Origin of the sequence: Streptomyces canus (assembly GCF_030816965.1) — a bacterium.
GTDB lineage: Bacteria > Actinomycetota > Actinomycetes > Streptomycetales > Streptomycetaceae > Streptomyces > Streptomyces canus_E.
In genome coordinates, this window is sequence record NZ_JAUSYQ010000002.1 from 8,561,236 (window position 1) to 8,573,546 (window position 12,311).

Annotated in this window: 8 protein-coding genes and 3 pseudogenes; 5 read left to right on the forward strand and 6 right to left on the reverse strand. The window is 67.7% G+C overall.

The window, feature by feature from the left end; translation table 11 throughout:
* Window positions 1–627: 627 nt before the first annotated feature.
* Window positions 628–828 (forward strand): annotated as a pseudogene (locus QF027_RS40240) (hypothetical protein); the annotation flags it as partial.
* Here QF027_RS40240 and QF027_RS40245 read toward each other — a convergent pair.
* Window positions 821–2,023 carry a glycoside hydrolase family 64 protein gene (locus tag QF027_RS40245; RefSeq protein WP_373432462.1) on the reverse strand — a complete coding sequence of 401 codons (1,203 nt, stop codon included), beginning with the start codon at window positions 2,021–2,023 and terminating at the stop codon, window positions 821–823. The pseudogene QF027_RS40240 and the gene QF027_RS40245 overlap by 8 nt on opposite strands.
* 284 nt (window positions 2,024–2,307) lie before the next feature.
* On the opposite strand from QF027_RS40245, the gene QF027_RS40250 reads away from it, so the two are divergent.
* Window positions 2,308–2,931 (forward strand): hypothetical protein, encoded by a 624-nt coding sequence (locus tag QF027_RS40250; RefSeq protein WP_307082668.1) that lies wholly within the window; start codon window positions 2,308–2,310, stop codon window positions 2,929–2,931.
* Between the two features lie 22 nt (window positions 2,932–2,953).
* On the opposite strand, the gene QF027_RS40255 is transcribed toward QF027_RS40250, so the two are convergent.
* From QF027_RS40255 to QF027_RS40275, 5 genes and pseudogenes are all read right to left on the reverse strand, one after another.
* On the reverse strand, window positions 2,954–4,753 hold the full coding sequence (locus QF027_RS40255) for a coagulation factor 5/8 type domain-containing protein (protein WP_307080339.1): 1,800 nt from the start codon (window positions 4,751–4,753) through the stop codon (window positions 2,954–2,956).
* 375 nt (window positions 4,754–5,128) lie between these two features.
* Entirely contained in the window at window positions 5,129–6,334 is a 1,206-nt protein-coding gene (locus tag QF027_RS40260; RefSeq protein WP_307080341.1) for an IS110 family transposase, read from the reverse strand.
* A 93-nt stretch (window positions 6,335–6,427) separates the two neighbouring features.
* The gene (locus tag QF027_RS40265) at window positions 6,428–6,817 is read right to left on the reverse strand and encodes an IS3 family transposase (protein ID WP_307080343.1); all 390 of its coding nucleotides are present in this window, start codon (window positions 6,815–6,817) and stop codon (window positions 6,428–6,430) included.
* Window positions 6,814–7,122, reverse strand: a pseudogene (locus QF027_RS40270) (transposase); the annotation flags it as partial. The pseudogene QF027_RS40270 and the gene QF027_RS40265, both read right to left, overlap by 4 nt.
* Before the next feature lie 578 nt (window positions 7,123–7,700).
* A complete protein-coding gene (locus tag QF027_RS40275) occupies window positions 7,701–8,501 on the reverse strand; it encodes a transposase domain-containing protein (RefSeq protein WP_373432463.1) in 801 nt (266 codons plus the stop codon).
* A 175-nt stretch (window positions 8,502–8,676) separates the two neighbouring features.
* Here QF027_RS40275 and QF027_RS40280 point away from each other — a divergent pair, with 175 nt between their 5' ends.
* The 3 genes and pseudogenes from QF027_RS40280 (at window position 8,677) to QF027_RS40290 (ending at window position 12,174) form a co-directional block, all read left to right on the forward strand.
* Window positions 8,677–9,438, forward strand: coding sequence for an HNH endonuclease (locus QF027_RS40280; RefSeq protein WP_307080345.1), 762 nt, complete (start codon window positions 8,677–8,679; stop codon window positions 9,436–9,438).
* Window positions 9,439–9,564: 126 nt separating this feature from the next.
* A complete protein-coding gene (locus QF027_RS40285; RefSeq protein ID WP_307080347.1) occupies window positions 9,565–10,911 on the forward strand; it encodes a transposase in 1,347 nt (448 codons plus the stop codon).
* Window positions 10,912–11,447: 536 nt separating this feature from the next.
* Window positions 11,448–12,174 (forward strand): annotated as a pseudogene (locus QF027_RS40290) (IS6 family transposase).
* Window positions 12,175–12,311: the final 137 nt, after the last annotated feature.

Below are 12,311 nucleotides of genomic sequence, written 5' to 3' on the forward strand. Positions count from 1 at the left end.
CCCGGCGTCGTTCGAGAGGGCGGCGTCGAAGTGGAGTGACAAGCGCCCCGCGGGGGTGTGCAACCGACCAGTCCGCAACATGAAGTGAAGCCTGCAGCGTCGTCAATTCCACCCCGCCTCGTGGGGCGGGCCAAGGAGGAGCCGAGCCTGTGATGAGTGGGCGAAGGCCATGGAAGGCGTCCGGGAACCTGGAGCGGTCGCCGAAGAACCTCCCGGCGTAAGGGGCGTGGAAAGGTCGGAAGGTTGTCCTGGGAACTGGAGAGGGCCTCCTCGGCCCTGGGTTTGCGGCCCGGGAGCGTGGCTCGCCTATAACCGGCGGAACCGGGAAGTGGCGGGCTGTCGAGAGGCAGTCGGAGGGGGCAGTAGTAGTGCGGATCGGCGGGACCACACAACCCGCCGGGAGCGAAGGGCCCCTGCTTCATCGGTGCGTGCGTGTGCAGGGAGGAGACTCGGGTGAGTGCCGGATCGGCTAGTTCCGCCCGCCGGAAGGACGGTGTCGCCAGGCCGGATGGCCGTCCTTTGGACAAGGTCCGTGCCCTGCAGTGGACGCTGTACCGCTGTGCCAAGCAAGAACCCGAACGCCGGTTCCATGCCCTGTATGGCCACCTCCACCGCATGGGCGTTTTGTGGCCAGCATGCCACACCTGGACGGCGACGCCCGGCAGCCATCTGCTCAGTGCGCGGGCCACCGACGCCGAGGGCCACACCCAGCCCCTGGACCAGCCGTGGAACCGCGGCGGCTTCGCCAACAACCTCGTCCAGCGGGTCCCCGTGCTCTGCCTCGACCCCGACTCCGACCAGGACCAGGACCAGGACGACGTCAGCTGAACGGATCCAGCGTGACGTAGGCCTGTTGGGGATTTCCGTCGTGCACGAGCGACTCGTAGTTCCCGACGTCGTCGAACGCGAACGCGTAGGACTTGCCGTCGGCCATCCGCGCGTGGATCTTGCGGGCGTAGTGGTTGGTCACCACGTCCTGGTAGAAGTTCGCCGAGGTGGTGTCCGGCTGGTTGGGATTGACCAGGAGCGTGGAGCGGTTGAAGCCCGCGCACAAGGTGCGTGAGATCGGACCGCGTACCAGGTCGTTGGGGGCGTCGAGCCGCTTGTAGCAGCCGAAGATGCTGTCCGAGTCGGGCTTCTGGAAGCTGGTGACGACCGATCCGGCGCTGTTGGTGAAGTTCATGACGTCACCGGAGACCCGGCCGTAGTACTTCGTGTTCGGCTGGTCGGCGAAGGGCGTCACTATCAGCGTCGACGAACTGTACTTCTGCCACACGCGGTTGACGTAGTCGTCCATGACGGTGGCGGGCAGCGCGCCCGCCTCGATGCCGTGGCCGGGCGCGAGGGCCCGCAGGACAGTGCCGTCGGAGCGGGTCTGGATCAGATTGGCCCAGCCGCCAGGCTGACCCCGAAGGGCGTTGAAGAATCCGGTGTATCCGCCCGGCTTGAGGTGGCCGGTGTTCTTCGTCGTCCCGTCGGCGAGCTGGACTCCGACGGCGTACGGGGCGGAGAACATGTCGACCTGTGTGCTGTTGATCCACAGTCCGGCGTCGTTGAGTGTGTACTCGGACCAGTTGAAGAGGATGTTGCGGTTGGGGTCGCTCGGATTCTGCACGGCCGGCTGCACGAGACCGCCGGTCGTCAGCCGGAAGTCGAGCTTCTGCCCGTAGGAGAAGTAGATCCGTCCGGAGAACTTGGGGATCCGGATGGTCTTCGACTGCCCGTTGGCCGGTCCCGCGATCGACGCGTCAGGCGCGGGCGTCGGCGGATTGCCGCCCGCCGGCCAGGCGTGGAACGTGCCGTTTGCGTCGGCCCAGCCTTGCTGGCCCGTCGACAGCAGTGTTCCGAGGTCGTAGATGTAGACCGGGTCGCTGCGGCCGGAGTTGTTCGTGAACGTCAGCGGGATGGTCGCCGGGACCGCGGCCTCGGCCCGGGACGGGGACCCGAACGTCATCAGTCCCGCGGTGAGGGTGGCGGCGGCCATCGCCAAGGCCCGCCATCGAAGTCTTCTGGTCACTCTCATCCTCCTTGATGGGGGGATTCCAGGACGGGGGATTCCAACCAAGTGGATTCCTGCGGACGGGAGCTGTGCGGTCTTCTGAGAGCGCTCTCATAGTTGCGCTGGGTGGCGTACATGTCAACGATTCCCACACGGTTGGTCTGGTCCAATTTCCGTCGGAGAGGTGGCTGGTTGGGGAGGGCTGAGGGCGCGGAGACCCCAATGGGTCAGTGCGGTTCGCGGACGCCGAGTCCGGCGCGGAGCATGAGAGGGTCCCGCACGCCAGGAAGAGGACGAGCCCCATGAGCATGAGCACACGCAGCTGCGACGTCCGAGGCCGGTCACGCCGGATCGCCGCCCTCCTGGCCACCTTCGCGTGCGGCTCTGTGCTCGTCTCGTGCAGCACCAACGACAACAGCGGCGGTACCTCCGCCAGCGCGCGTCCGACCGCGCGGAACGCGTCCGACTTCACCGGGACGGCGCCGTCCGCCCTGGCCTCGGCCGCCTCCACGGTCATCGACTCCGCCCGCGCTTCGGCGTCGGCGGCGGCGTCTTCCGCCTCCGCCGCGGCATCGGCGTTCGAGGCGTCCGTCTCCGCCGACACGGCACGCGCCAGCGCGGCGGCGGAGAAGGAGCTGAAGGACGTGAAGGGCAGCGGCAACGCGAGGTCGGACGTCGCCATGACCGGACTGCCCCGGGCGCAGACCGGCGGGCTGCTCGCCGTGGTCGTCACCATCACCAACAAGACCGACCACAAGACGTCGTACGCCGTACAGATCGACTTCAAGAACTCCGCCGACAAGAACGTGGAGACCAGGTTCGTGGGAGCGGAGAATCTCGATCCGGGGGAGCGGGCCCAGCCCGTCGCCATCAGCAGGGAGCCGGCCGAACCCCGGCTGACCCCTCGGCTGACCAAGGCCCAGCGGTACTGAGGGCCGTCTTCCCGCGGTGCGCTCAGGGATACGAGACCACCGTGGACGGCACGGTGGACGTGCCCGAAGTCGGCGATCCCGTGTCGTTGATGACGCGTTCGTACTGTCCCTGGCCGCCCAGTGAGATGACGAGCAGGTCGTGGAACTTCACGCCCGGTGTGTTCGGTGCGGCGAATCCGTGGTGCTGGACGATCGTCGGATCGACGTTGTAGTAGCAGTAGCTGCCCAGGCCCCATCCTTCGTGTGTGGTCACGGAGTCGCCGACCTTGTAGGCGGCGTACCCCTTGACGGCACCGTTCTGGATGGCGGCCTGGTTCGGCGCGTCGTACGCCTTCTCGTTCTGGAAGAAGACGGTGCGGCCGCGCTGGCCGTACCACTGGACGTCGTACTTGTTGAAGTGCTCGACGAACAGACCCGTCGCCAGGACGTCGTCGCCGTTGACGCGGATGCCGTAGTCGGCCCGGTTGGTCTCCCAGCCGACGCCGGTGCCGTGGTCGGCGCGCCAGACCCAGGTGTGGTCGATGATCGTATGGCGGCTGTTGATCACGATGCTGGTGGTGGCCTTGCCGGGGCCCGCGCCGCCGATGCGGATGAAGACGTCCTGGACGGTGGTCGGGTTGGCGGAGTGGTTCGCCGAGGCCCCGGAGGGGCCGACCTCCAGCAGGGTGGAGGAGTTGACGGGACCGGCGTCGATCAGGAATCCGGCCAGCCGGACGCCGTCCACGTCGGCCGTTCTGAGCGCGGTGATGCCGTTGTCCGGGATCAGGGTGGCGTAACCGAGGCCGAGGACCACGGTCCCGGCGCGGTTGACCTGGATCGGCTGGTCGAGGTGGTAGATCCCCGGCGTCAGGAGCAGGTGAAGGCCCTGAGTGAGTGCGGCGTTGAGGGTGGCGGCGGTGACGCCCGGCTTGGCCACGTAGAACTGCGTCAACGCCAGCGACGTACCGCGAGGAGTACCGCTGCCCCAGGTCGTGCCGCGGGCGTTGGTGCGCTTCTCCGGCAGGAAGACGCGGTACTCGCTGCCGCTCAGGTAGAGGAACGGCTTCTCCCGGGAGATCGGCGTGGTCTCGAGCGTGGTGTACGGCGGGTTCGGGAAGGACTGCGCGGGGGCGCCCTCGACGCCGGAGAACACCATGTTCCAGACGGCGTTGAGCCAGCCGCCAACCGAGCTGTCGCGGGTGTACCACTGCTGCTGCGAGTAGGGCCCGACCGTGCCGTCGATGCGGCTGTCGGCGATGTAGCCGCCACTGGCCCAGCCGTATCCGTTGGGCGAGAGATTGAGGCCGCCCTTGACGTGTATCCGGCGGAAGGGGGCGGCCTGGGCGACCGCCCAGCGGTTGGTGCCGTTGGCCGGGCTGAGTGCGAGGTTCTCCGCCGAACGCCAGAAGTTCTGGGTGGCGTTGCCGCCGAACCAGCCCGCGTCGACGGTCACATCGCCATTGATCGTCGTGTCGTCCGGGGACAGGCCGAGGCCCGAGATCGAGGTGTAGAAGCCGAGTTGGGCATTGAGCCCGTTGTACGTGCCCGGCCTGAAGAGGAATTGGTAACGGCCCGTGCCGAACTGGGCCGACTCCTGCTGTCTGAACACCTCGTCCAGTTTGGCCTGGATCCCCGAGGTCGAGGGGTCGAAGACGATGACGTTCGGGCCGAGATCGCCGCCGCCGGGAAGGGCCAGCGGCTTCTTGACGGGTGCGGCGGAAGCCGGTGAGGACAGGCCGAGCAGACCGGGCGCGGCCGCCGCCGCGGCCATCGCTCCGAGAACGGACCGCCGGGCCAGTGGGGAGCGGCCGGAGTCCGAGGCATCTGTGGGGGAAGGGGGCATGGGGCGACTCTCCTAGTTCAGGAAGTGAACGATGGAAGGTGCGGGGAGCGCTCTCTTGCCGATGCATGCTTCATCCGTGTGAACGACTCGTCAAGAGTTGTGACCGGAGTCGCGCATGTTGTTGCCCAGTGATGGGTCAACTTCCGTTCGGCGTGCGGTAGTTCAACCGCCGTTCGGCATAGCTAGTGTCCTGCGCCGGGAATTCTCTGCGAGCGGGAGATACGTGATGTCACCCATGTGTTTGCGCCCCTGCTCGGTGGCGGTGAAGTTCCCGCTGGAACAGGTCCGGAACCGCTGAGGCTGCCGGGTCCGGGACGGTGGTGCGCACGCGTCTGCGCAGGCGGATGCCGGTGATGGAGAATCTCAATGACCGTGTCAAGCCGCCTGCGTGACTGGCGGAGCGGGGGTGAAGAGCCTCTTGTCACGCAGCATTGCCCACAGGACGTCGACGCGGCGGCGGGCGAGCGAGAGCAGAGCCTGGGTGTGCAGCAGGCCCTCGGATCGTTTCTTGAGGTAGTAGTCCCGCGACGGACCGGGCCGCATCATCGCGGTCTGTGCCGACAGGTAGAAGATGTGCCGCAGACGCCGGTTGTAGCGCTTGGGCCGGTGGTAGTTGCCGGTGCGGCGGCCGGAGTCTCGGGCGACCGGTGCCAGGCCCGCATGGGAGGCGAGGCGGCCGGCGTCCTTGTAGCCGCCCAGGTCGCCGACGATGGCGACGAACTCGGCTCCCAGGATCGGCCCCATGCCTGGCATGGACTCGATGATCTCGGCGCGGTCGTCGGTGCGGAAGGTCTCGCGGATCTCCCGGTCGTTGTCCTTGATCCGCTCATCCATGGCCAGGAGCTGGTGGGCGAGGTCGCGGACCAGCTTGGCGGCCCGCTTCTCGCCCGGCAGGGCGGTCATCTGGGACTGAGCCGCTTCCACCGCCTTGGCGGCAACGGCGGCGGCGCCGCGAACTTTGCGGCGTTCCAGCCAGGCCGTAAGCCGCTTGGCCCCGATGCGGCGCAGGGCAGCTGGGGTCTGGTACTCGGTCAGCATGACGACCGGGCCCTTGGCCGCGGAGTAGTCGAAGGCCCGTTCCAGCGCTGGGCAGATGCCGACCAGCAGGTCGCGGAGCCGGTTGATCAGGCGAACCCGGTCGGCGATCAGGTCGGCCCGGTAGTTGGAGAGCACCTGGAGTGTGGTGACCAGTTCTGGGGGCGTGTCCAGGTGCTGGAAGTCCCGGGGACGCATGCGGGCCTGGTCGGCAATGACGCGGGCGTCGCGGGCGTCGGTCTTGCCCTCACCCTGGTAGGCGCCGGACATGCGGTTGACCGTCCGGCCGGGCACGTAGACGACCTGCTGGCCGCGGGCGACCAGCAACGCCAGCAGCAGCGTGGACGCGCGACCGGAGATGTCCACGGCCCATCGCACCTCGCCTGCCCGGTCCCGCGCCGTGTCGATGAGAGTGATGATCTGGGCCTCGTCGTTGATGACCTTCGTCGAGAACAGCGTCTCGCCGTCGCTGTCGACTGCGACCGCCCAGTGATGCCCTTTGCCGGCGTCGATGCCGACCCATATCCGCTCGTGAGCCGTGCTCAAGCTCGTCGCTCCGTGTCTCTCGTGACCAGTACTTCATGGTCCGAAGAACACTCCGCCGACAGGTCCCTAACCAGCGATGACCGCAGTTCTCAATCAGTGGTCGGAGCGTCCCGGAGGACCGGGCGGCCATTCTCCTTGAGCCATCAACGGCAACTCCGCATCAGCCACACCCGGTCCTCCCGGACCGCCAACATTCTTAGGGAACGTCCGCATGATCCGGGCGACCCGCTCCTCGTTGACCCGCCGCCCCTTCTCGCGGAGCTCGGCGGTTACTTGCGGGGAGCCGTAGGCGCCGCCGGACTCGCCGTGGACCTCGCGGATCTCCTCGGCCAGGACCCGGTCCTCCCGCTGCCGGGTGGCCCGGGCCTCAGCGCCGGCGAGCCACGTGTAGTAGCTGGACCGGTTCACGTCCAGGACCTGGCAGAGCCGCTTCACCTCGTAGGTGTCCCGGTGGTCGTCAATGAACTGGAAGCGGCTCCTCACCAGTTCGTCTCTCCGGCGAAATACTTGGCCGCCTTGCGGAGGATGTCCCGCTCGGTGGCGAGCTTGCGCTCACTCGCCTCGAGCTCGGCCACCCGGGCCTCCAGCTGCCGCAACCGCTCGTGCGGATCAGCGGACGGCACCGCCTCCCGAGGCGGGGTGCCCGGCTTCGCCGCCGCGGCGGTGACGCCACGGCGTTCGCGGTCCCGCAGCACCCGCAGGGTCGCCCGGTTGACGCCCAGGTCAGCGGCGATGCTCTTGTAGGTCGCCCCGGGTGTGGACTCGTACAGGGCCACGGCATAGGCCTTGAACTCGTCCGATCATCGAGTCCTCACAGGCCCACCTGACCCACGTCAGCACCCTTGCGGGTCCGGGCAGTGCCCTTATCCGGCCGGTTATGCGAGGCGGCCAGCGGAGGTGCTGGCCATCTGCCCCGGTTTCCCGCTGCCTTTCGGCCACCGGCGTTGGCTTCTTGGGTCATCCTGTGCCCGCTGGGGAGTTGGGCCTTCCTTGCGGTCGGCTGACCGGACGCTTGCGCGTCCGGACCCCAACGGGGTTTCCACGTTCCACACGAGTGAGATACGACCGGGGTGGGTGCCCTCTAAACTCCGGGACGGCGATGCTCTCCCGGCTGACGTTGGGTCTTCAGCCGGCGCCTGCCGCTTCTCAGCGGCCAGTCCTGCACCCCGCTGGAGCAGTCCATCGGCGGGGCCCACGATCACGAAGCATCATCAGGGGTTCACTCGCGTTCACCCGTCCGGTCTTTCCCTTGCCTGTGGCCCCCGGATGGAACGGGAGCCCTTGGGCTTCTCCTTCAAGCTCCACACCCCGCCGTTGCCAGCGACGCATGTCGAAGTGGGGACGGGCCTTGAGCACTGGCCCGGAACTACGCTGTCGACATCAAGTCGATCCTCCGATCAGGTAATTCACTCAATCTCGTGCGACTTCGTGTCGCACCCCAGCGTTCCTGGTAGAGGCCGATCAGCGTCCTGGCCGGGTGCCGGCGTAGGAAGTCGTTGGCGTCGAAGCCCTTGTCCCACAGCACCAGCATGTCCGGCCCGAGCAGGTGCAACAGCCGGCGGGCATAGGCAGTCTCACCCTCGTCGGTAGGGCCGAACACCGCGCCGATCAACGCTCTTGTCCCGGTCTCGACGAGCGTCATCAGCTCCAGCGTGGGATAGCCGTGATGGGCCGTCCGCCCGAGCCAGGCCCGGTTACGAGGTGAATCGGGTACCCGCAGCGAACTGCAGCCATCGAAAGACACCGTCCGATAGGAGCTGAAGCGCACCCCTGGCGTCGTCGGGTGGGCCAGGGGCCCGGCGAGCACCTCAAACAGGGCCTGCACCGGCGCAGCCCCCAGCCTTCGGCGCAGGTCCCGCAGGGCCTTCGCACTCGGCGAGGCCACCGGCATCCCGGCCAGGCCGCCGGTGAGCTTGTCCCACACCAGCCGGTATCCGACCTCGGGGAACAGGCACATCGCGAGCAGGAAGTACATCCCGACTCGGGACGGCAGATCACGCAGCCGCCGTTGCACCGTCCGCGTCTCCGCCAGCACCGCATCCACCAGCTCGAACGGCACCACAGCGGTCAGCTCTCCCAGATGGCCAGGCGCGAACCGACCCGCCGCCACGGTCACCGAACGGGTGATGGCCATCATCGCGGACGGCAGGGCAAAATGAACCCGCAACGGAGCTCCTCACGTACAAGCTGTCTTGGTCGACTGCCTGTACCAACGAGCTCCGTTGTGTTTTCTCCTCGAACGCCCAACGGGCTTGCAGGACCTGCGAAAACGCTAACTTCCCGGCCTTGGGGGAGGCCCCCACGGGCGGACGCAGGTCGCCCGGTTCCTGGGCTACGAGATCGTGGTCCTGGACAACGACAGCAAGCACGACCGGCGCGGTCGCCGCAGCATCAACGGGCAGATCGGGCTGAAGGTGCCGGCCGACGTCGTCCACGCCAAGTGCAGGCCTTACCTCCACCACGGCCGACCGGCCAGGATTGCCGGACGCATGGTCGACAGCGACTTTTCGATCATCGCCCAGTACCAGGCCGAGTTCCGTGGCATCACGGAGTACTACCAACTGGCCTTCAACCGCCACCGCTTCCGACGACTGAAGTACGCCATGGAGATGTCGCTGACCAAGACGCTGGCGCAGAAACACCGCACCACCGTCCCCAAGGTCTATCGACGCTACCGCGCCGTACTCCAAACCGACCTCGGCCCCCGCAAGGGGCTGCGGGTCACCGTCGAACGCGGCGACGGCCGCCCGCCGTTGGTAGCCGAGTGGGGTGGGATCTCACTGAAGGGAAGGGCCAAGGTCACCCGTCTCGACGACCAGCCTAGAAGGGTCTGGAACGGTGATCGGACGGAGCTGCTGCAACGGCTCCTCGCCGATGTCTGCGAACTCTGCGGTTCGCGGACGGATGTGGAAGTGCACCACATCCGGCACCTGAAGGACCTGAACGTCAAGGGGAGGCCCAAGCGTTCGACATGGGCCAGGACGATGGCCGCGCGCCGTCGCAAGACCCTGGTCGTCTGCCGTCGTTGCCACGAGGACATCCACGCCGGACGTCCTACGGGCAACAGCTCACGAAGAACGGCACTGGAGAGCCGGGTGCGGTGACAAGCCGCACGCCCGGTTCGGGAAGGGGCCGTCGGAAAAGGACCCCAGCCAGGGGCACCTCGTCGGCGGCCTACTTCACACGCCCTCGGACTGGACCTGGACGATCCCGGCTTCCACCACAGCGTCATGTCCGACTTCCGCGACCGGCTCGCCGAAGGCGACCGCGCCGACCGGCTACTGGGCCTCGCACTCACCCGGATCCGACAAGCCGGCCTGCTCAAGGGGCGCGTCACGCAGCGCACCGACTCCCCACACGTCCTGTCCGCCGCACGGGAGTTGACCCGCCTGGAGCTGGTGACCGAGGCGGTCCGCGCCGTGCTGGAAGAGGTGGCCCGCGACGCGCCAGAGGCGCTGGATGAGCTGGTCACCGCCGAATGGGCCCAACGCTACGGCCGGCCGGTTCGCCTGTGCTCCCAGCCCAGCCACCCCGTCGCCCGTCTGGAGCAGGTGGGCAACGACGCCCGCGAACTGCTGCAACGCCTTGACGCCCGGTTCCCCGGCGGCGCTCCGGCGCAGGCGAAGGTGCTCCGAACGATCCTGGTGCAGCACTTCCTGGTGGATGCCAAGGGGCGGTTCAGGCCGCGCACGAAGCGCGACGGCCGGCCGCCCTCCCGGATTCAGATCGAGTCGCCGTATGAGACCGAGGCACGCTGGACGCGCCGCGGCGACACCCGCTGGACCGGCTACCTCGTGCACGTGACCGAGACCTGCGACGACAAGCGGATCAACGTCATCACCGACGTGGCCACCGCCGTCTCCAGCGCGGACAGCCAGGCGCTGCCCGGCATCCACGCCCGCCTCAGGCGGCTGCGCCTGCTGCCGGACCGGCACCTGGTCGACGGCGGCTACACCTCCGTGGCCGGCATGGACGCCGCCGCCCGCCTGCACCGCGTCACTCTGATCGGTCCGCTTCCGCCCAGCACCACCCCGCAGCACCGGGCCAACGACGGATTCGGCCGGGAGAACTTCATCATCGACTTCGACCAGCGCGAGGTAACCTGCCCCAACGGGCAGGTCAGCGGCAACTGGCAGGACCTGCTGGTGGCCGAGCCGACCAAGGTCACAGTCCGGTTCGACGCCCGCCAGTGCGGCCGCTGCCCCGAGCGGGCCAAGTGCACTCCAGGCCCGTTTCGCAGCCTGTACTTTCCCACCCGCCGCCTGCACGAACTCCAAACCAAGAACCGCGCCGACCAGCAGGACGCGGACTGGCGCCGACTCTACGGGCGACGCTCGGGGGCCGAGGGCACCATCGAGGAGTTCGCGCACGGCCACCGCGGACGCCGGTGCCGCTACCGCGGCCTGGCCAAGACCCACGTCCAGCACGTCCTGACCGCACTCGCGATCAACGTCGAGCGGCTGATCCTCCAAGAACCCGCCGACGGCTCGTACCGGCCCCGCCCTCCCACAGCATTCCAGCAGTACCTCGACGCACGCGACTTACCCCGGCCACTGTGGTGGCGCCAAGGGAAGTGACGCCCGTCCCTCAAGATTCCCGACAGAGTCGCTCAGTGGGTTCTCATGTGGTTGTCTCCAGTCCGCCTAAACGGGGTTCGTGACCGTTCCGGCTTGAGGGTGAGGCGGGCCGGGGGCTATGGCACGGGCCTCGCGGGGGGAATGCTGGGCTGGGCCTGACGCCGGTGCTGATGGTCCGTGAGGCGCTGCTGTCGTCGGGAGTATCCCGGATGTGCACGGCTTGTGGTGCGATGCTGTCCACCGAGTACGTCCGGCTTGCCGTCGCCGGTCAGATCGCCGGTGCCTGCGACGGTGTTGTAGATGGTCCAGCTGGTGCCGACTTTGATCTGGGCGCCGAGGCTGGCGGTGGTGCCGGTGCCGGGCGGTTCAGTACGAAAAGGCAATGGGGAAGTCCCTAAGTGCACTTAAGTGCAGCATCGCATGCGTGTACCCGGTGGGCCTCGTACCATGAGCGCGTCCAGAGATGGCATCGGTGTGACCAATGCAGGGTGCCGTCACGTTGGTTGGCAGGATGAGATGATCTTCAGGTTGAGGGCATGGTGAGGGGGATCCTCAGTGGAGGGCACGTCGCTGTCGTACAAGGAGACCGGTACCCGGTCGAGGTGATCTCGCCTGTTTGCGGCGGTACTTCCGCTTCCCGCTGTCCTGCCACGAGGTCGAGGAGCTGATGCTCCAGTGGGGCGTCATCATCTCCTGCGAGACCGTCCTGCGGTGATGCCGCAAGTTGGGTCAGGCCTATGCCGACGGGCTGCGCCGCCGGCGTCCTGGCTTGGTGACAAGTGGGATTCGGACGAGGTGTTCATCAGGATCAACAGGAAGCTGAAATACCTGTGGCGGGCCGTCGACCAGGAGGACAGCGTCCTGGACATCCTCGTGCAGGCCTGCCGGGACAAGGCCGCGGCCAGACGGTTCTTCCCCAGGCTGGTGGAAAAGACACGTGCGGTGCCGCGGCTGGTCGTCACCGACACGCTCCACTCCTGCGGTGCCGCCCATCCCGAAGGCGCGCCCTCGATGGAGCACCGATCCCACAAGGGGCCGAACAACCGGGCGGAGAACTCCCACCAGCCCACGAGAATGCGCGATGAAGGGCTTGCGAGCGTCTGCGGAGCGCAACGTTTCCTGTCCGCGCCCAGCGGCAATTCACCCCACTTCGGGGCCCGTCGGCACCTGATGACCACGCTCGACCACCGTGCCGAGAGGACCGTCCGCTTCGCCATCTGGGGCCAGGCCGCAGATGCTGTCAGCCGACACACCACGGCTTGAACACAGGCTCGGAACCCGGGCCGCCATACCCGACACACCTCAGACCACCACGTACCCGACTACGTGACAGTGCCCGTCACCGCATTGCCCTTCAGACCGCCGGCCGGGCACAGCAAGGGCAGGAACCAAGAACGACA